This window comes from Alteribacillus iranensis, from assembly GCF_900113025.1.
GTDB classification, from domain to species: Bacteria; Bacillota; Bacilli; order Bacillales; family Marinococcaceae; genus Alteribacillus_A; species Alteribacillus_A iranensis.
Genome location: NZ_FONT01000006.1, coordinates 137,994 through 156,593, shown reverse-complemented (window position 1 = coordinate 156,593; position 18,600 = coordinate 137,994). Strand labels below are relative to the sequence as shown.

At 40.8% G+C, this 18,600-nt stretch carries 21 protein-coding genes; 3 read left to right on the top strand and 18 right to left on the bottom strand.

Features of this window, described 5'->3' with window-relative positions:
• Nucleotides 1-7: 7 nt before the first annotated feature.
• The 3 genes from yutH to hepT form a co-directional block, all read right to left on the bottom strand.
• Nucleotides 8-1,036 carry a spore coat putative kinase YutH gene (gene yutH / locus BM095_RS13565; RefSeq protein WP_091662917.1) on the bottom strand — a complete coding sequence of 343 codons (1,029 nt, stop codon included), beginning with the start codon at nt 1,034-1,036 and terminating at the stop codon, nt 8-10.
• A gap of 79 nt (nt 1,037-1,115) precedes the next feature.
• The gene (locus BM095_RS13560) at nt 1,116-1,880 is read right to left on the bottom strand and encodes a TIGR01457 family HAD-type hydrolase (protein WP_091662914.1); all 765 of its coding nucleotides are present in this window, start codon (nt 1,878-1,880) and stop codon (nt 1,116-1,118) included.
• A gap of 24 nt (nt 1,881-1,904) precedes the next feature.
• Nucleotides 1,905-2,348 carry a type VII toxin-antitoxin system HepT family RNase toxin gene (gene hepT, locus BM095_RS13555; protein ID WP_091662912.1) on the bottom strand — a complete coding sequence of 148 codons (444 nt, stop codon included), beginning with the start codon at nt 2,346-2,348 and terminating at the stop codon, nt 1,905-1,907.
• A 96-nt stretch (nt 2,349-2,444) separates the two neighbouring features.
• On the opposite strand from hepT, the gene BM095_RS13550 reads away from it, so the two are divergent.
• A complete protein-coding gene (locus tag BM095_RS13550; protein ID WP_091662909.1) occupies nt 2,445-2,756 on the top strand; it encodes a hypothetical protein in 312 nt (103 codons plus the stop codon).
• Between the two features lie 46 nt (nt 2,757-2,802).
• Here the strand turns inward: BM095_RS13550 and BM095_RS13545 are convergent, their stop codons facing one another.
• Nucleotides 2,803-3,093: a YutD family protein gene (locus BM095_RS13545; protein ID WP_091663085.1), complete on the bottom strand. Its 291-nt coding sequence runs from the start codon at nt 3,091-3,093 to the stop codon at nt 2,803-2,805.
• A gap of 159 nt (nt 3,094-3,252) precedes the next feature.
• Between BM095_RS13545 and BM095_RS13540 the strand changes: the two genes are divergently transcribed.
• A complete protein-coding gene (locus BM095_RS13540) occupies nt 3,253-3,846 on the top strand; it encodes a YhcN/YlaJ family sporulation lipoprotein (protein ID WP_177194827.1) in 594 nt (197 codons plus the stop codon).
• A gap of 14 nt (nt 3,847-3,860) precedes the next feature.
• Here BM095_RS13540 and lipA read toward each other — a convergent pair whose 3' ends face one another.
• Nucleotides 3,861-4,769: a lipoyl synthase gene (lipA, locus tag BM095_RS13535; protein ID WP_091662903.1), complete on the bottom strand. Its 909-nt coding sequence runs from the start codon at nt 4,767-4,769 to the stop codon at nt 3,861-3,863.
• Between the two features lie 184 nt (nt 4,770-4,953).
• Between lipA and BM095_RS13530 the strand changes: the two genes are divergently transcribed.
• A complete protein-coding gene (locus BM095_RS13530) occupies nt 4,954-5,955 on the top strand; it encodes a M23 family metallopeptidase (protein WP_177194826.1) in 1,002 nt (333 codons plus the stop codon).
• 32 nt (nt 5,956-5,987) lie between these two features.
• Here the strand turns inward: BM095_RS13530 and BM095_RS16425 are convergent, their stop codons facing one another.
• From BM095_RS16425 to sufC, 13 genes are all read right to left on the bottom strand, one after another.
• On the bottom strand, nt 5,988-6,101 hold the full coding sequence (locus BM095_RS16425) for a methionine/alanine import family NSS transporter small subunit (protein WP_143083231.1): 114 nt from the start codon (nt 6,099-6,101) through the stop codon (nt 5,988-5,990).
• A gap of 1 nt (nt 6,102) precedes the next feature.
• Nucleotides 6,103-7,629 carry a sodium-dependent transporter gene (locus BM095_RS13525; RefSeq protein WP_091662901.1) on the bottom strand — a complete coding sequence of 509 codons (1,527 nt, stop codon included), beginning with the start codon at nt 7,627-7,629 and terminating at the stop codon, nt 6,103-6,105.
• Nucleotides 7,630-7,770: 141 nt separating this feature from the next.
• Complete coding sequence (gene yunB / locus BM095_RS13520) at nt 7,771-8,565, bottom strand: sporulation protein YunB (RefSeq protein ID WP_091662898.1); 795 nt, start codon at nt 8,563-8,565, stop codon at nt 7,771-7,773.
• A gap of 63 nt (nt 8,566-8,628) precedes the next feature.
• Nucleotides 8,629-9,114 carry a dihydrofolate reductase gene (locus tag BM095_RS13515; RefSeq protein WP_091662896.1) on the bottom strand — a complete coding sequence of 162 codons (486 nt, stop codon included), beginning with the start codon at nt 9,112-9,114 and terminating at the stop codon, nt 8,629-8,631.
• Nucleotides 9,111-9,905, bottom strand: a complete 795-nt coding sequence (locus tag BM095_RS13510; protein ID WP_091662893.1) for a thymidylate synthase — start codon at nt 9,903-9,905, stop codon at nt 9,111-9,113. Before BM095_RS13510 ends, BM095_RS13515 begins: the two co-directional genes overlap by 4 nt.
• A 117-nt stretch (nt 9,906-10,022) precedes the next feature.
• Nucleotides 10,023-10,325: a YunC family protein gene (locus BM095_RS13505; RefSeq protein WP_091662890.1), complete on the bottom strand. Its 303-nt coding sequence runs from the start codon at nt 10,323-10,325 to the stop codon at nt 10,023-10,025.
• Nucleotides 10,326-10,388: 63 nt separating this feature from the next.
• A complete protein-coding gene (locus BM095_RS13500; protein ID WP_091662888.1) occupies nt 10,389-11,804 on the bottom strand; it encodes a bifunctional metallophosphatase/5'-nucleotidase in 1,416 nt (471 codons plus the stop codon).
• 47 nt (nt 11,805-11,851) lie between these two features.
• Nucleotides 11,852-12,718 carry a DUF72 domain-containing protein gene (locus BM095_RS13495; RefSeq protein ID WP_091662886.1) on the bottom strand — a complete coding sequence of 289 codons (867 nt, stop codon included), beginning with the start codon at nt 12,716-12,718 and terminating at the stop codon, nt 11,852-11,854.
• A 140-nt stretch (nt 12,719-12,858) separates the two neighbouring features.
• On the bottom strand, nt 12,859-14,256 hold the full coding sequence (gene sufB, locus BM095_RS13490) for a Fe-S cluster assembly protein SufB (RefSeq protein WP_091662883.1): 1,398 nt from the start codon (nt 14,254-14,256) through the stop codon (nt 12,859-12,861).
• A 110-nt stretch (nt 14,257-14,366) separates the two neighbouring features.
• Entirely contained in the window at nt 14,367-14,813 is a 447-nt protein-coding gene (gene sufU / locus BM095_RS13485) for a Fe-S cluster assembly sulfur transfer protein SufU (RefSeq protein WP_091662881.1), read from the bottom strand.
• Nucleotides 14,800-16,023 carry a cysteine desulfurase gene (locus tag BM095_RS13480; protein WP_091662878.1) on the bottom strand — a complete coding sequence of 408 codons (1,224 nt, stop codon included), beginning with the start codon at nt 16,021-16,023 and terminating at the stop codon, nt 14,800-14,802. Before BM095_RS13480 ends, sufU begins: the two co-directional genes overlap by 14 nt.
• Entirely contained in the window at nt 16,023-17,333 is a 1,311-nt protein-coding gene (gene sufD, locus BM095_RS13475; protein WP_091662876.1) for a Fe-S cluster assembly protein SufD, read from the bottom strand. Before sufD ends, BM095_RS13480 begins: the two co-directional genes overlap by 1 nt.
• A 21-nt stretch (nt 17,334-17,354) precedes the next feature.
• Nucleotides 17,355-18,149: a Fe-S cluster assembly ATPase SufC gene (sufC, locus tag BM095_RS13470; RefSeq protein ID WP_091662874.1), complete on the bottom strand. Its 795-nt coding sequence runs from the start codon at nt 18,147-18,149 to the stop codon at nt 17,355-17,357.
• Between the last annotated feature and the right edge of the window lie 451 nt (nt 18,150-18,600).

Below are 18,600 nucleotides of genomic sequence, written 5' to 3'. Positions count from 1 at the left end.
ATCAATCTTACTCTGTACATGTCCATATCCAAGCAGGTTCATGACTTTCATTGTTAGAGACTACATTTTTAAGCAAGTAGCTCATTTGCTTCATTTGTTCTCCTTCATTATCCCATATTGTCTGAAGACATTCGTTCAGCCTTCCATTTTCTTTGGGTGCTTCCCGTAAATAAATCTGTTCTACTTGTTCTACATAATGGTACGGAAATAACAAACGGCCAAACATCATATTTCGAGTGAAAGATGTAAGGGAAAAACGTTCCTCATAACTGTTTATAAATTGAAGAATACTCTTCTGTTTATCCCTTGCCTCAAAATCATTCAATTGGTACCGAATCCATTCTGCTATATCACGAGCAGGGTGGTCGTATACCCAATCAGATGGCAATTTAACCGGCGGCGTCCGTTCTCTGATAACGACCCAGGAAGCTGATGTAAAGCAAAAATGACAAATTGTTCCTTGTTCGCTGTGTCCCGCATTCACCATACTGCTTCTTATCCATTGTATCGCATTTTCCGTACGCCCGATATAATAGGGCAGAGTTTGGACAAACCAACGGTCCATCTCAGTGAGTCGTCTTTTTTTACGTATTTCTTGGTACCAGGTTTCCAACTGTTCAATCCGTTTCACCCACCATTGGCACCATCTTTCTCCAAACGTGTTTACAGGCTGTGATTCAAACAATTGCAATGATCTATGGTGGAATTCACCAAGCTGCCTGCCTTCCTCTGAGCTATCCAAGTAAGGAAAATCTTCATGGAGCTTTGGAATATGAAACAATAGCTGCCACTCCCCATCTATTGGAGCAGAGTATTCTCTAGATAGCGTTGGTACGAAAACCGCGCTGTTTAATTCTCCCGATTGTTTCATTTGTTGTTCCCATGTTAGTTTTTCCTCCCACTCAGTTGCTCCATGGCCCTTATCAGGGACAAGAACATAATCTTTCTCCTTTACAGTAAAAGCAGTGTATGGACCAACATAAAAAAGCTCTTCTGCATATAATCCATAATGTTGATAAATGTCACGCTGTATCATTAAATATCCCCCGCCCTCTACGTTCTGTAAAGATTATATGAAAGAGAGGCAGGAGTTCATTCAAAGTTCATGGATAATGCTACAAAAGCCATTCCGATAAAGAAGAAATTTTATAAGTTGGTTGAATTTCTTTGTCACTCACTTCTTTTGTCGTTGTTACCCCAGTATTTACATGTATTGTGTCTACACCCGCCCGAATGCCCGCTAATATATCCGTGTCATAGTTATCCCCGATGAGAACAATTTCTTCTTTCTCTAAATTTATTTTCTTTTGTGCCTGCTCAATCATGATGCTTTCCGGTTTGCCGATAAAAACTGGATTCTTTCCAGTTGCAGTAGTGATGGCAGCAGATATAGCTCCATTACCAGGAGAAAGTCCCTGCTCCGTTGGTAAAACGGCATCTTGATTCGTTGATAAAAAGTGAGCACCTGCTCTTATAGCCAGGCACGCCTTTTCTAACTTTTTATAAGTCAAAGACCGATCCAGCCCTACCACTACAAAACCTGGTTCCTCCTCCTCTTCTCTAATATCGTGTTTTTCCAATATTTCTTTTAAGCCTTCTTCTCCAATTATGTAAGCACTTTGTTTCACTGATCGCTCCTTTATATACGAAGCTGCGGCTAGACTAGAGGTGAGAACTTGTGAGTTTTCACATGGTATCCCCAACTTAGTAAGCCTCGCAGCGACATTTCCAGGAGAAGTTGTTGAATTATTTGTAACAAACAAATACGGTATGGACAATTTATTCAGTGTTTGAACAAATTCGACCGCTTCTGGAAATGGTTTTCCTCCCTTATAAACGGTCCCATCTAAATCTAATAAATATCCCTTATATTTCCTCACGGATCTTCCACTCCTTTAACACGATTACTCATCCGGAAGAAAAGCTGATACAGGACCAAGCTCTTGCTCCAAGTATTTCCTTACTCTTTCAGGAAAAACGGTAATGGATCGTAAGTTGTCTTTTAAAGTTTGTTGAATGTAAGTATGATCCACTTTGGTAAAATCTTGCACGAGCATTTTACGTAAACCAATTACCTTTTTTAAGGAATCTGCTTCCGACGGTTTAATTACCTTCTCATCATCTAATATGTCAATAATATCCTCATAACTGCCTGGATCTCTCATGATGAATCCATCAATCATTTGGTTACCTACATCAATAATTGCTTCTATCCACCCTTGCGCCATGCGTTCAAGAGCTAGTTTTTTCAGTAGTGAATCAAGTGTTGTTGTCTGGGAATATGCATCATGAAGGTCTTCCATGTAAACTAATGCATTTTCTATTTTTTTCCTATCAACAAAGTACAATGTAACGTCTCCTTTCTCAAAAAGCGGTATGGTCAGAATAGCCAGTGTATGATTTCTAAAAGGGGAGGGAATTGTATAGGTTGAGGGGGGATTTTTATGGAAAGAAATTTTTTCAAGTCTCGGAAATTGCATGAACATCCGGATAACCATAGGTATACAGATGTGTCTAATGTGGAAGCTAGCAAAAACTTTCTAGTTCCTGAACAAACTCCCGAAGGTCCATACGGTTCACCTATCGATGCAACGTTTCAAAAAACAACACCTTGGGAGGAAGGTCAGCGTCCTTATAGTGCATTCAACTATGAATTCAAAGCTCACCACCAAAACATTCCGAGACAATACCCTCAATCACATCCTATTCACGATGAACCAGGAGATCAAGAAGAGTACTTGTATACAGAGAAATAAAAATCCACTTTCAAAAACTCTCCCACTGCTGACGCAAGGGAGAGTTTTATTCAGCGTCGTCGCTTTGACGTACCTTTTTAAGCACGAAATAAGAACAACCAAAACTGCAGTACTCATATATATAATCCTCTAACGTATCAATTTTAGAGTCAAAGGCGACTTTTTTACGGCTGTTCTCATAAAAACCCCGTAACCTCAACTGATTATGGGACCAGTCTCCCACAATGAAATCATACTTATTCAAAATTTCACTGTAACGGTCTTTGAAATCATCCTCGCTCCACCCGTCACGAACGTTCTCCCACAACTCAAAGGACTGTCCCTGAATTTGTATCAATTCCTTCTCCACCTCATTTCTTCCTCATTTTATTGTATCACAATGGGTATCTTACATCATTACATAGAGTTACCGAGTTTTACCTTCTTCAATTCTTTGCATTTGAGGCATACTAACTTAGACAGCGAGAAGCTTATTTGGTTGAGGGAGAGGATAACAATGAAAAAATTAATTGTATTGAGTATAGTTTTATTTATGTTACAGGGTTGTGCTCAGATCTCTAATAATACAAAAGAAAATCTCGGGGCAGAATACGGGCCTCATCACCCAATGGATTATGTATCATATACTGCTGAGGAAAAGTATAAACCCAGACCCGAAAAAGTAAATAACTTCGGTTTCAGCAGAAATTACAGCAACGAAGTAGGGTTGGATGAGGAATTAACCGTTTATGATATTATCGATCATCAAAAGACAGCAGAAGGTCTAGGAAGTCTTCTTGTCCAAACCGCTGATGTAAAAGAAGCAGCAGTGTTAATAACCAACGAATACGCTCTCGTTGCTTATACTCCTAACAGCGAGGATAGCGAACGTACTGCCCAGCAAGTGAAAATGACAACCGAAGCAGCTGTACCTTACTATTATGAGACTGTCATCACTGACAACCCAACAATGAAAGAAGACATTGAGTCATTTAAACCAATGGACGAAAGAGACCGCGGCGGACATCAAGCCCTGGAGCGTCTTGTTAGTGAGATGAAACAAACAACGGATCAGCCAGTTACAGATAAACAAAAGGTCGACTCCCAGTAGGAGCGACCTTTTATTTAAGCGTTTTTGTATTTCTCTGCCTCTTCGAGAACTTGGGCATCGTTCACTTGCTCGTCAGCATGGTAAGAAGAGCGAACAAGGGGACCTGATTCACAGTGACTGAACCCTTTCGTCATAGCAATTTCTTTTAGCTCTGCAAACTCTTCAGGTGTGTAGTACTTCTTAACTTTAAGGTGTTTCTTTGTAGGCTGTAAATACTGACCAATCGTCATGATATCAACATCATGTGCACGCAAATCATCCATCGTTTCAATAATTTCCTCTTTTGTCTCTCCCAATCCAATCATGAGACTGGATTTTGTCGGGATATCTGCATGCAATTCTTTTGATCTCTGTAAAAGTTGGAGAGATCGATCATACGTCGCGCGCGCTCTAACTTTTGGAGTTAATCTTCTAACTGTTTCAATGTTATGATTTAATATGTTAGGTCGAGCTTCCATAAGAATTTCCATATTTTCAGCAATTCCCATCATGTCTGCGGGAAGTACCTCGATTGTACAGAATGGATTACGACGTCTAACTGCACGTATCGTTTCTGCGAAAACAGCAGCCCCGCCGTCTTTCAAATCGTCTCTTGCTACTGCCGTGATAACTACATGTTTAAGCCCCATTTGTTCTACTGATTCTGCTACCCGTTCCGGTTCTTGCCAGTCCAGTTCATTCGGCAGTCCCGTTTTCACCGCACAAAAGCGGCAGCCTCGTGTACAAACATCTCCTAAAATCATAAAGGTGGCTGTTTTTCTCTCAGCCCAGCACTCATGTATGTTGGGACATCTTGCTTCTTCACATACCGTATGAAGATTTTTCTCCCTCATCATTTTTTTCAGACCTTTATAGGACTCATTTGTATTTAACTTTATTTTTAGCCAGTCGGGCTTACGAAGGTACTCCTCTGTTTTAGCCAACCATCTCACTCCAATTCATATACAGGTTTGAAGAATCCCCTGCTGCTATGTATTGCTTTTATATCTTACTTTAACATGTCTTTCCTTTAACACCAAGTCGTTTGTTTCCAATCATTGTCTTTATTAAAAGCGGAAAGGAAGTTCACACTAAGGTTAGTAAAAAGAAAGCAAAGGGCGAGTGAGAATGCAAATACGGAAAAAATCGATGATTGCAGTGATGACTATCATAACTTTATTCATCTCTAACGTGTCCGTTCAGGCGGAGGAAGATCTTTCACAACAAGAGAAATATCAAGAACGCCTACAATTATACAAAAAAATGGAAGCTGTCACTCATGTTCCTTGGTATTGGCTAGCAGGAGCGGATGCTTACGAACGCGGCATTCGGAATGCACGAAAAGATCGCGATGCGGCAGAAGGTCTTATAAGCATTTACTTTTCCCCAAAAGAATGGGCAGGACCTTTAAATCCTAATTTAACATCAGACAATCCTTCAGTTATTTCTATATTTGGGGGCGTCGGGCTTGATGGTAATGGCGACGGAAAAGCATCTATTCATAATGATGAAGATGTCTTGTTTACATTCGCCAATTACTTAGGACGATTCGGTCACGACGACGAAAACGTTAAAATTGGGTTATGGGAATACTATCATCGCGACCAAGCAGTTAATATTATCAATGGGCATGCTCGTATTTTTAAGAAATATGGCCGTATTGATTTAGAATCTGAACATGCTTTTCCAGTCCCGCTTCAATACAACTATAGTTACAACAACACTTGGGGGGACAGACGCGGATGGGGCGGACGGAGAATTCATGAAGGTACAGATATTTTTGCGGACTACCGCACTCCAGTCCGAGCTACATCTTACGGTATTGTGGAGTTAAAAGGATGGAATAAATACGGAGGGTGGCGTGTAGGCATTCGTGATTTATCCAACACGTATCATTATTATGCTCATTTAAGTAGTTTTGAAGAAGATCTTGATGTCGGTAATATCGTTGCTCCAGGTGAGGTAATCGGCTATGTCGGCAGCTCCGGTTATGGAAAACCCGGCACAGAAGGAAAATTCCCCCCTCACTTGCACTACGGTTTGTATAGAGATAACGGTTACAGCGAATGGTCATATGACCCTTATCCATCTTTAAAATCTTGGGAAAGAAAAGAAAAAGCAAAGAGCTGAGCAGGAACAGCTCAGCTCTTTGTACTATAAATTTATTGTTTATTTTTTTGTTTTGAAACTTGCCTTGCGTATACCATGCTCGAGATCATTCCACCCCAAATGATGATCATTCCAATAATCATCATGGCTATAGCGCTAGCTGTCATATTATAACGCCTCCTTGTAGTCATCGGTTCCTCGTTTATTCTTCCAGCGAATGACCGTTAGTATGACCCCTATTAGGAAAACCAGGAAGGCTACACCCCAACCGCTATACGTAATAAACACGTCAGAGTATCCTTCATAGTTACCGGTAGGTGTATCAAACTGACGCAACAAGTTTTGACGGAATAAATCGAACATCATATAACCGAGTACAAGTGGTGTGATCAAACCAAGACACACTTTCCAGAACGTACCGATCTGAATATCAGACGTACGATTCGCATGTTGACTCAAAGGCCCAAGCTTTCTCATAAACCACGCAATAGCTACTACTTCGATCAAACCGACAAGTGCCACTCCAAATTGATTGATAAAGTAGTCTATCGTATCTAGGAAGTACAAGCCGCCATTCGTAGCGTAAAGTAAAGAGATGACTGCTGCTATGCCGCCTCCAATGGCAACAGAAGCTTTACGTGAAAGCCCAAACTTTTCCGCAAAACCTTTCACGTAGGTTTCGGAAATGGAAATTAAAGACGATAATCCCGCCAACACAAGAGAAACGAAGAATAAAAACCCAAACAAACCGCTTAGTGCCGGGAATTCATTAATGATTTGCGGGAACACAACAAAGGCAAGACCAACACCGCCTGCAACTACTTCTTCAACTCCTACACCTGCTTGAGAGGCCATAAAACCTAAAGCTGCAAACACCCCTATGCCCGCAAGCAGTTCAAAGCTCGAATTACTAAACCCAGTGATAAATGCGTTGTTTGTGATATCCGCCTTCTTAGGTAAGTAACTTGAATAAGTGATCATAATGGCAAAAGCGATGGATAAACTAAAGAATATTTGTCCGTAGGCCGCAACCCATACTTCTCCTGAAAAAATGGCATTAAAATCAGGCTGGAAAAATGCCTGCAAACCATCCGCGGCGCCAGGAAGTGTAACCGCCCGTATAACAATGATCAAAAATATAATGACTAAGGTAGGAATAAATATCCGATTCGCCATTTCAATTCCTTTTTGAACTCCTCGGAACAATACTCCCAAAGCGATGGCCCACACGATAATAAGTGGAATGAGTACAGACGGAACTAGACCACCCATTTGCCCTTCTGCTTCAGCGATCTGTAAATAGTTATTAAATAAAAATCCTTCCGTGTCCTCCCCCCATGCCTGATTCAAGGAAAAGAAACTATAGGAAATAGCCCAAGCGATAATGACGGAATAATAGGTGGAGATGACGAAAGCGATAATAACTCCCCACCAGCCGATCCATTCTGATTTTTTGTTCATCCTTGAAAAGTTGAGAGGGGACGAGCCTCTGTACTTATGCCCTATCGTAAATTCCAAAATTAACAAGGGAATACCGGCGGTCAACAACGCAAACAAATATGGAATGAAAAAGGCTCCCCCGCCATTTTCATACGCTGTTGCTGGAAAACGCCAAATATTACCTAATCCAACGGCAGAACCAACGGCGGCCATAATAAAACCTGCCCGGGTCCCCCACTGCTCTTTCATGCTCATATTGTAGCTCCTTTCTTGTGAAGAATATTCAGATAATAAATGAAGAATCCAATAAACTATTATAATTATTAAATTGTATTATGTCAAAAGAATATTTTAACATATCGATTTTTATAGATATTCTCCCCAATATACGAGCGCCTAGTCTTCTTTATTTTTCTCTCTCATTTTTTCTAATTCACTTTCTGGTAAGATGGACAGCCCTGGCCCTTCTCCTCCCGAACTGTAATAGTCCGGAACTTCCCCTGATATAAACACGATTCCTAATGGAACAGTAGTTGAGACAGTGGATTTTTCCGTGGCAAACGGAATATAAATTCTTATATCCACTTCGATTTCAATTGCCACTCGTAAATACGTATTATTAATGCCTGCTTCTTCGATCGACTCATTAATTTCTGGCTTTACGTCCCCAATTGTACTAAACGTCACTGGAATTTTCGGTCCTAGTTGTGCCAGTAGGGCATTATTTGTTGCCTGGCCCAAAGGGATAAAATGGATGATTTGGTCCTTTGGTTGTTTTTCCTGTGGAGGAAGATCCGCCATGCCATCTTCTTGTACACCAGCTTCTACATTTTTTAAGTAATAATGGACTCGTTCAATAGTTTCCGCCAATACATGGTTATACAGAGTAGAATTAAAATTAACCGATGTCACATGCCCATTACTATTACGCTCAATATGAACCATATCGTCTACGTCTATTTCTTGTAATACGTCACCAGTTATTGCCTCTTGAATAGCATGCACTGCTACTTTTTGAGTTTCCATTTCTGCAATCGTCATCAGTGCTGGACGTATTCGTTGGTCAATTAGCCAAATGCCTTGAACCGTAAATAGGATAAAAAAAAGTAGAGAGATAATAAAGACATAGCGTAAAGGGAGTGGGCCTTTTTTCCGTACAAATCGCTTTGAAAAAAGACCGTATTTTTTCATAAAAAAACCCGCCCTTCTTTGCCTTATTAATAACTATGCAAAGAAAAACAGGTTCACGCCTTCTTACTTTATTTTCTCTAACGTTAAATACGTATGAGGAAATTTATTTTTCTCATCCACTTTTCCTTCGCGCTTTTCAACGATGTGCCATTCGTCCTCTTTCCAATGCGGAAAAAACGTGTCTCCCGTAAATGTTTCATGAATAATAGTTACATACAATCGTTCCGCTAGTGGGAATGCCTGTTGAAAGAGAGTTTCTCCCCCAATAACAAAGACTTCCTCCGTAACATCTTTGTAGGTAGATAATTCTTCTACCGAATGAATGACTTCACAACCTTCTGGGTGATAATCACGGTTACTCGTCACAATTATATTACGTCTGCCAGGAAGAGGTCGACCAATCGACTCAAAGGTTTTTCGTCCCATTACAATTGGGTGCCCGTTCGTTACTGATTTAAAGTGCTTTAAATCAGCAGGAAGATACCATGGGAGTTGATTGTCTTTTCCAATGACTCTATTCTCGTCCATTGCTGCGATAAAAGATATCATACGGATACTTCTCCTTTAATGTGGGGATGAGGATCATACCCAACTAACTCAAAATCATTTATTGTGAAATCAAAAATGGAAGTAATGTCTTCATTTATCTTCATCTCAGGTAAAGATCTCGGTGTTCTTTTTATTTGCTGTTTCACTTGCTCTATATGATTTAAATAGATATGGGCATCTCCAAAAGTATGTACAAACTCATGTGCCCTAAGCCCACATACTTGAGCTATCATTTTAGTAAGTAAAGCATACGAAGCAATGTTGAACGGGACACCGAGGAAAACATCAGCACTTCTTTGGTACAACTGCAAAGATAACTTCCCGTCATTCACGTAAAATTGAAACAGACAATGACAAGGGGCCAGGGCCATATCTTTTATTTCTGCAGCATTCCACGCACTAACAATAAGACGTCTGGAATCAGGGTTCGTTTTAATTTCATGTATGACATCCGAAATTTGATCAACTGTCGTGCCATCTGCACCTTCCCAAGAGCGCCACTGCTTCCCATACACAGGGCCTAAATCTCCATTTTCGTCTGCCCATTCATTCCAAATTCTTACCTTATTATCCTGTAAATACTTTATATTCGTGTCCCCCTGCAGAAACCATAACAGCTCATGGATAATCGACCGTACATGGAGTTTCTTTGTCGTTAGAAGGGGAAAGCCATCTTCTAAGTTAAACCGCATCTGCCAACCGAATGTGCTAATCGTACCTGTGCCAGTTCGGTCATTCTTTTCCGAGCCATTTTCTAAAATATGTTTACATAAATTAAGATATTGCTCCATTTTATTCGCCCCTTTCCGTTACAATCATACCTTGTATTATACAAAATCTCATCTCCTTCACGCAAAAAAGAAAGTGGTTGTTTTCCCTTATTGAGGGCATAACAACCACTCGACCAATTATGCCATCCGCAGTAAGGCTTCTCTACCGGACATACCTTTCACAACACCCAATTCTTCAGCAGCTTTTGTCACGGATTCTAGCGGTGCGTCAAGAAGCTGTTCCATTGTTCGAACTCCTAACGCTCGGGCGGCAGCGATCTTTCGTTTTGGCCATTTTGTATTTAAAACATCAATATCTAAGGCACCGCACATAATATAGCCTTTGCTTCCTGAAACAATTAATAATGTTGTTTCAGGAAGTTCTATTGTCATACATTTAAACATCTTATCTTGGAGTAATAAAGGCTCCATTCTCATCATGGATACCCCTCCTTCTTCTCCATTTTTCATTTCATTATATGATGACCGGAGAAGAATGGAAGGTTAGTTGCCCGTATGAGAAGATATCGGATAATATTTTTTTAGTATATATGTGAGAATATCACGAATCGTTTCAGGCATAAAATATTTCTTTGGTGCGCTTTGTGCCAAGCCTGGATATAGAGAGCCAAAAGTGAACATATCTGCGGTGGCGAGTTCATATGTCTCATCCAGTATAATTGGCTTCCCATGAATAAATACTTCCCTCACCGATTCCTTACTATTCCCGCCAAAAGTTGCTTCTATTCCTGAAAATGCCATTCTTCCTAACTGATGACCGCGAAATCCAAATCCTTTTAGCGGCAGGTCTATCATTTTTTCGGTAAAAGCAGCAGCAATGGTTTCCTTTAATACAGACCCTTTCACCTGAACGACACATGGATTGATAGGATGAGGACATATACGGTGAATATCTTTTTTGGTCACCCGCCCCGGGACGAGCGGTTCAAGTATCAATCCTGAATTTAACATAGCAATATCTGCTTTACACCAATGTCTCAGCCCTTCAGTTAACATATCTGCAAAAAAAGATGGTTCACTCCAAGAAATAGACAATGATTCAGGTAAAACAGCAACCGTTTCGTCTAATGCTTCTTCTGCTTCCTGTCGTAATTGTTGAACAAGAGACACTGTTTCTGCTGAAGGTCTTTCCCTGCTCACGTCCACAGCTGATCCGGTTTTTTTCATTACCTTTTTTGACTCTTTATCCACCCATATTTCCACCCGACCAACATAATAACTGCTTTTTCCACATTGAGCAATCAGTGTATCATTTACTAGTACTGAAGATTTAAGGAGGTGGTGGGTATGCGCCCCTAAAATGACATCAATTTCATTAAACTGGCGGGCAATTTCTTCGTCTTGCGGATACCCAAGATGGGATAATAAAACAACCACGTCTGCTTTTGCTCTAACTTCTCTAAGAATGCTAGGCAACACTTCATAAGGGTCTTTAATATCCCAACCTAACCCTTTATAAAATGGATAAAAAGGGATGGTTACCCCAAGCAACCCGATCTTAATTCCTTCCTTTGTCTCAACGATGTCATATGGTAATGCCCAATCTGGCATATCACCTTTGTCATCAAACAAGTTGGCGAGAAGCACTTTAAATGTTGCATTTTCATATAGCGATTGAAGCTCTTCTTTCTTTAAGGTAATTCCTTCATTGTTTCCAATCGTTGCATGCTGTACTCCCGCCTCATTCATCAGCTCTACATTCCCTTTACCCTTTGTAGCCTCAGTAATGGGGTGAACTAAATCCGCATGATCTCCTAAATCAAAATAAAAGGAGGTCTCATTTTTTCTTGTGTGGAATTCCCGTCTCTTTTTTATATAATTTACCGCTGACGGCCATTGATTTAAATCACTGTGTAGATCATTCGTATGGTATAAATTAATGGGTATGACAGAAGACAATGCCTGCACCGCCTTTGAACGTTTTGTACCACCACGTTTTCATTATACTAGGTTTCCAAATCATCATCGAATAAGGAGATTTGCCTAGGAGCCAAGCCTTCGTATGAAATACCTGCCAATTTTAAAAATTGTTTTGCATTCGGGGCAGCATGCCCACCTGAATTGTTATTAAATAGGACGTAAACATTTCGAGAATGATTTTCCAGTCCTCTTATTTTTTCAAAGCAATCTCTCAACTCTTCTGTTGAATAATCATATAAGTAACGTACTTCTCGCCATTTTTTTCCTTTTACTGGACGTTTCCATGCTTCTCTATTTCTCCCATGCAGTCGTACTAGAGTCTTGTTATCATGAGTGGGGTGTAAAACCATAGGAACAGATCCTTCTTCTATTTGCGGTTCATCACATATACTGTGAATCCATTCTTCTTCTTTCATAAACTGTAGGGTTTTATCTTTTAATTCTGGTGAAAACCATGATTGGTGCCGAAACTCTAGAGCACATGGAAACGCAGCTAACTTTTCTCGAACAAACCGTAAGTAAGCTACATTTTCTTTTGTACAATCAAACCACGGAGGGAACTGACATAAAATCATGCCTAATTTATTCGATTCTTTCACTTCTTTAACCGATTCTACGTATGCCTTAAACATCTCATGAATGGAAGAAAACGGTATTTCACCTCGTTGATGTCCGGTGATCCCTTGATACGCTTTGACAATAAATGAAAAGCGTTCCGGGGTTTGGTCGATCCACTTTTTATAATTTTTTACCGGCTGAACAGCATAAAAAGAAGCATCGACCTCTACTATTGGAAAATGACTGCTGTATACTTCTAACTTCTCCCCTGGCCGTGTTCCAGGAGGGTATATATAATCATGATCCCCCCAGCCGGTCAGACCTACCTCAATCATGAGCTTTTCCTCTCCTTACTATGTATAGGTTAGATAACAAATCGAGAGGATCCTCTTTCGGCAAACTCACATGCATGTGTAGCACAAAAAGCGAACCCAGGTTACAGGGTTCGCTTTTATGGCTTTCTGTCACTTACAGCTTAGCCGATCGATCCTTCCATTTCAAAACGAATTAAGCGGTTCATTTCTACCGCGTATTCCATTGGAAGTTCTTTCGTAAACGGTTCAATGAATCCCATAACAATCATCTCTGTTGCTTCTTCTTCCGATACACCACGGCTCATCAGGTAAAAGAGTTGTTCCTCCGATACCTTGGATACCGTAGCCTCATGCTCAAGAGTAATATTGTTATTGAAGATTTCATTGTACGGTATAGTGTCAGACGTAGACTGGTTATCCATGATCAGGGTGTCACATTCAATATTCGCTTTTGAACCATCTGCTTTACGTCCAAAATGAGCAATACCACGATACGTCACTTTCCCGCCATGCTTAGAAATCGATTTTGAAACGATAGTCGAGGAACAATTCGGTGCAAGATGCATGACTTTGGCTCCCGCATCCTGATGTTGTCCTTTTCCTGCAATAGCTATAGAAAGAATAGTTCCTTTCGCTCCAGGACCACGCATGATAACCGATGGGTATTTCATCGTAAGTTTTGAGCCAATATTTCCGTCTACCCATTCCATTGTTGCTCCTTCATCTGCAACGGCACGCTTTGTAACAAGGTTGTAGATATTAGGAGCCCAGTTTTGGATGGTAGTATAACGGCAATAGGCATTCTTCTTCACGATGATTTCCACAACCGCACTATGCAAAGAGTCTGTTGAATAAACTGGAGCCGTACAGCCTTCTACATAATGGACGGAACTGTCTTCATCCGCAATAATAAGCGTACGCTCAAACTGTCCCATATTCTCTGAGTTAATACGGAAGTACGCCTGTAGAGGTGTATCTGTCTTTACACCTTTTGGAACGTAGATAAATGAGCCGCCAGACCATACTGCGGAATTCAAAGCTGAAAACTTGTTGTCAGATGGAGGAATGACTGTTCCAAAATGTTCTCTAAACAAGTCTTCATTTTCCTTCAAAGCACTGTCCGTATCTTTAAAGACAATTCCTTGTTTTTCAAGGTCTTCTTGCATGTTGTGATATACCACTTCAGATTCATACTGTGCTGAAACACCTGCTAAATACTTCTGTTCTGCTTCTGGAATCCCTAACTTATCAAACGTATTTTTAATTTCTTCTGGAACTTCATCCCAGGATTTTTCGGAACGCTCAGAAGGCTTTACGTAATACGTGATATCGTCAAAGTGCAAGCCAGTCAAGTCACCGCCCCATTGCGGCATTGACATTTTATAGAATAATCGAAGGGACTTGAGGCGAAAATCAAGCATCCACTCCGGCTCTTCTTTGATTTTAGAAATCTCACGAACAACGTTTTCAGTCAGTCCACGTTCAGAGCGGAAAATTGATACGTCCTTGTCGTGAAAACCATATTGATATTCACCGATTTCCGGCATTTTTTTAGCCATGTGAATGACCTCCTTATAGGATTAATCCTGAGCCAGCCTTCTTTCCATGCTGGATGACTCTTTCACTAAGATCCAGATATCCCTGGTTACAAAAGTGGTTGTCGACACTTCTAACTTTCTTCTTCATGAAGTCCTTTCTCCATGGCCTTCCATGCTAGTGTAGCACATTTTATACGGGCTGGAAACTTAGTTACCCCCTGAAGTGCTTCAATGTCTCCAAGGTCGAACTTCTCATCATCGTAGTCTTCCCCTTGCATCATAAGAGAAAAAATGTTTGACATTTCCAAAGCGTCATCTATTGGAAGTCCCTTTACTGCATCTGTCATCATGGAAGCTGATGACAGGCTGATGGAACATCCTTCCCCAACGAACTTCGCGTCTGCAATTTTTCCCTCTTCCACTTTTAACTGTAATTGAATTCGATCTCCACAAGTCGGGTTATTCATGTTCACATGTAACGTTTCATCCTCCAACTCACCGCGGTTACGGGGGTTTTTATAGTGATCCATAATAACCTGACGATAGAGAGTGTCTAGATTGTTGCTATGCAAAGACATCGCCGAAATACTCCTTTGTTTTTATTAAACCCTCCGTTAGTTTATCAATCTCCTCAATCGTATTATAAAGATAGAAACTTGCTCGGGCCGTCGCTGTTACATCAAGCCATTTCATAAGGGGCTGTGCACAATGATGACCGGCCCTTACAGCAATACCTTCAGAGTCTAGTACGGTCGCCACATCATGAGGGTGAACAGTATCCATATTAAATGTAATGAGTCCCGCCCTCTTTTCAGGACCATATATAGAAAGTCCTTCTACTTCTTGCATTTTTTTCATAGCATAATCAGCAAGATGTGATTCGTGCGCTTCAATCTGATCCATACCTATTTCTTCTAAGAAATCGATGGCAGCTCCCAATCCAACAGCGCCAGCAATGATTGGAGTCCCGCCTTCAAACTTCCAAGGCAGTTCTTTCCAAGTAGAGTCATAAAGATCTACAAAGTCAATCATTTCGCCACCGAATTCCACTGGTTCCATCTTTTCTAACAAGTGTTTCTTTCCATACAATACTCCCGTACCAGTCGGTCCGCTCATTTTATGGGCCGAAAAAGCAAAGAAATCGCAGTCCAGCTCCTGAACATCTACTTTCATGTGTGGAGTGCTTTGTGCACCATCAATAACAGTAACGGCTCCATGTTCATGAGCAAGCTTTGTAATTTCTTTTACCGGGTTAACAGTGCCAAGAACATTGGATACGTGTGCAATCGCTACAATCTTAGTGTTGGATGTCAAGGTATTTCTTACATCCTCTATGGAAACAGTTCCATCTTCCTGCAAAGGTATATACTTTAATTGAGCACCCGTGGCTTTTGCTGCTTGCTGCCACGGAATGATGTTACTGTGATGCTCCATTGGTGTCAGAACAATTTCATCGCCTTCCTCCAAGTTAGTATGCCCATAGCTCGCGGCAACCATATTTATCGCCGTTGTTGTTCCACGAGTGAAAATAATCTCTTGCGTGCTGGAAGCATGTAGAAAGGAGCGTACTTTTTCACGCGCCCCTTCATATGCATCTGTAGCAAGACTTCCTAATGTATGCACGCCACGATGGACATTAGAGTTGTAACGCCGGTAATAATCGTTAACGGCTTCAATAACCTGCACTGGCTTTTGTGATGTCGCTGCACTATCAAGGTAGACTAGCGGTTTTCCATTGACTTCTTGATCGAGTATCGGAAATTGTTTACGGATTTCTTTAACATCCATTAATAGACTTTCCTTTCAATGACTTCCGTCAATCGTTCTTTTACAGCTTTAATAGGTAACTGATTCACGACAGGCGCCAAAAAGCCATGGATAATCAGGCGTTGTGCTTCTGTTTCAGACAAGCCGCGGCTCATTAAATAAAACATTTGCATCGGATCGATACGACCAACAGATGCCGCGTGTCCTGCTGTCACGTCATCCTCATCAATTAAAAGAATAGGGTTAGCATCGCCACGTGCCCTTTCGCTAAGCATAAGGACTCGCTCCGTCTGCTCACCATTTGATTTGGAAGCACCTTTCTCTATCTTAGAAACACCATTAAAGATAGAGGATGCCTTGTCTTTCATGACCCCATGGGTGAGGATCTGGCCATCCGAATGCTTTCCATAGTGATTGATATGCGTGACAAAATTCTGGCTTTGCTCGCCTCGGCCGATTGTCACCGACTTCGCATCAGCGCTAGAACCGTCTCCGTACAGTACAGTAGTATTATCAGATACTGTATTTCCTTCATTCATTTGACCAAGAGCCCATTCAATTCTACCGTCTTTTTCTACATATCCCCGTCGACTTACGTAGGTTGTAATCCCTTTTTCAAAGTGATCTACCCCTCCGTAAGAAACTTTTGCTCCTTGTCCTGCATACACTTCAGAGACAATATTAGCAACGGATCCTTTTTCTTTCTCAGAAGAGATATAGTTTTCCAAGTAAGTTAATTGGCTGTTATCTTCTGCAGCAATAATAACATGGTTAAATAATGCAGCTTCCGGGTCTTCCTGTAAATAAACCGTTTGTAACGGCGCCTCTACTTGGACATTCTTCGGCACATAGACAAACACTCCACCATTCAACAGTGCTACATGCAATGCGTTTAAACGATGTTCGTCTACTTTCACAGCTTTCCCCATAAAATATTGTTTCAACAGCTCACTGTGTTCTTTTGCAGCAGTCTCAATATCAACGAAGACAACACCTTGTTGTTGTAGACGTTCATGGACAGAACGATACAAAGGTTTACCATCCCGAAACACAATAAGATTTTGTTCTCCGCCGCTGCTGTCAATCAGCCTTTGGACGTCTTCAGGAAGTTCTTCCACTTGGTTTACCATGCCGCTATTCTCTGTCTCATGTTTAAACTCTGTAAAATTCCATGTCTTAATATTGGTCTTTTCCGGCTTCGGAAGTTCTAGCTTATCCGCAAGACGAATAGCTGTCAGACGCTCCTCCATCAGCCACTCTGGTTCTCCACGACGTTTGGAAAAGTCTTTCACGTATTCTTCATCGAATGTCCACTTCGTCTCTGTTGCCATGACATATCCCCCCTTCCTTGCTTATGCTTCTTGTTCTTTTTCTCCGACTTTTTCATTCTCAATGCCTAGTTCTTCTTTTATCCAGTCGTAGCCTTCTTCTTCTAAGCGTTGAGCTAACTCTGCTCCTCCAGATTTAACGATACGTCCTTGCATCATCACATGCACTTTGTCTGGTGTAATGTAATTCAAAAGACGCTGATAGTGAGTGATAATTAAGCATCCAAAATCCGGGCTTCTCATGTCATTGACACCGTTTGAAACTACTTTTAGAGCATCAATATCAAGTCCAGAGTCAATCTCATCTAAAATCGCAAACTTTGGTTCCAGCATAAGTAACTGTAAAATTTCATTGCGTTTTTTCTCACCGCCGGAAAATCCTTCGTTAAGATAACGCTGTGAAAAAGATTGATCCATCTCCAATGCATCCATCTTTGCATCCATTTTACGAATAAATTTCATTAGGGAAATTTCATTACCCTCTTCCCGTTTCGCATTAATAGCTGATCTCATAAAGTCAGAATTAGTCACTCCGCTAATCTCACTAGGATATTGCATAGCCAAAAACAGACCAGCCTTCGCACGTTCATCTACATCCATTTCAAGAACGTTTTCTCCATCGAGCCATACATTTCCTTTTGTGATATCATAACGTGGGTGCCCCATTATCGCTGATGCAAGGGTGGATTTCCCTGTCCCATTCGGCCCCATGATAGCGTGGATTTCTCCACCCTTTATTTCCAAATTGAAATCTTTAATAATTTCTGATCCATCAATCTCCACATGAAGATTCTCAATCTTGAGAGTCGATACTGCCATACGTGAAATACCTCCAGTGTTTTATATTAAAGGAATCGAAGTACATCCTTTATTTATTCTCAATCTATTCTCATTACAATCTTAAAACAAATCCAGATAAACTTCAAGGTAAGAGCTTCTACTATATTGTTATCCCTCTCATCTATTATTAACAGAAGATTTTTTCCTATTTCTTATGTTAGTGGAAAACGACTCATAATAAAAGGGAACCGCCCCCAAAAGTAATTTTTAGAGACGATTCCCTTTCGCTATTTACTAGGCATGTTGCAGTCCAGCTGTTAAACGGCAGCACTTTTTGTATTCTGACTCTCGATTCTTTTCTACTTCCATACGCTTTTTTAAGCTCCTGTTATACTCCGCGTAACCAAATCCGTGGTTCTGTTGCATGGCCTTTTCCATCGCATCCGTATAACTGTTTTTAATGTCGTGGATAATTAATCCATCCTTTCTG

Coding starts and splice junctions, on each gene's coding strand:
- sufD (WP_091662876.1), bottom strand. CDS start 17,333: ATGGCAACAGAGACGAAGTGGACATTCGATGAAGAATACGTGAAAGAC.
- BM095_RS13525 (WP_091662901.1), bottom strand. CDS start 7,629: ATGAGCATGAAAGAGCAGTGGGGGACCCGGGCAGGTTTTATTATGGCC.
- sufC (WP_091662874.1), bottom strand. CDS start 18,149: ATGGCAGTATCGACTCTCAAGATTGAGAATCTTCATGTGGAGATTGAT.
- sufB (WP_091662883.1), bottom strand. CDS start 14,256: ATGGCTAAAAAAATGCCGGAAATCGGTGAATATCAATATGGTTTTCAC.
- sufU (WP_091662881.1), bottom strand. CDS start 14,813: ATGTCTTTGCATAGCAACAATCTAGACACTCTCTATCGTCAGGTTATT.
- yutH (WP_091662917.1), bottom strand. CDS start 1,036: ATGATACAGCGTGACATTTATCAACATTATGGATTATATGCAGAAGAG.
- BM095_RS16425 (WP_143083231.1), bottom strand. CDS start 6,101: ATGACAGCTAGCGCTATAGCCATGATGATTATTGGAATGATCATCATT.
- BM095_RS13540 (WP_177194827.1), top strand. CDS start 3,253: ATGAAAAAATTAATTGTATTGAGTATAGTTTTATTTATGTTACAGGGT.
- BM095_RS13550 (WP_091662909.1), top strand. CDS start 2,445: ATGGAAAGAAATTTTTTCAAGTCTCGGAAATTGCATGAACATCCGGAT.
- BM095_RS13495 (WP_091662886.1), bottom strand. CDS start 12,718: ATGATTGAGGTAGGTCTGACCGGCTGGGGGGATCATGATTATATATAC.
- yunB (WP_091662898.1), bottom strand. CDS start 8,565: ATGAAAAAATACGGTCTTTTTTCAAAGCGATTTGTACGGAAAAAAGGC.
- BM095_RS13515 (WP_091662896.1), bottom strand. CDS start 9,114: ATGATATCTTTTATCGCAGCAATGGACGAGAATAGAGTCATTGGAAAA.
- BM095_RS13505 (WP_091662890.1), bottom strand. CDS start 10,325: ATGATGAGAATGGAGCCTTTATTACTCCAAGATAAGATGTTTAAATGT.
- BM095_RS13510 (WP_091662893.1), bottom strand. CDS start 9,905: ATGGAGCAATATCTTAATTTATGTAAACATATTTTAGAAAATGGCTCG.
- BM095_RS13480 (WP_091662878.1), bottom strand. CDS start 16,023: ATGGATGTTAAAGAAATCCGTAAACAATTTCCGATACTCGATCAAGAA.
- BM095_RS13530 (WP_177194826.1), top strand. CDS start 4,954: ATGCAAATACGGAAAAAATCGATGATTGCAGTGATGACTATCATAACT.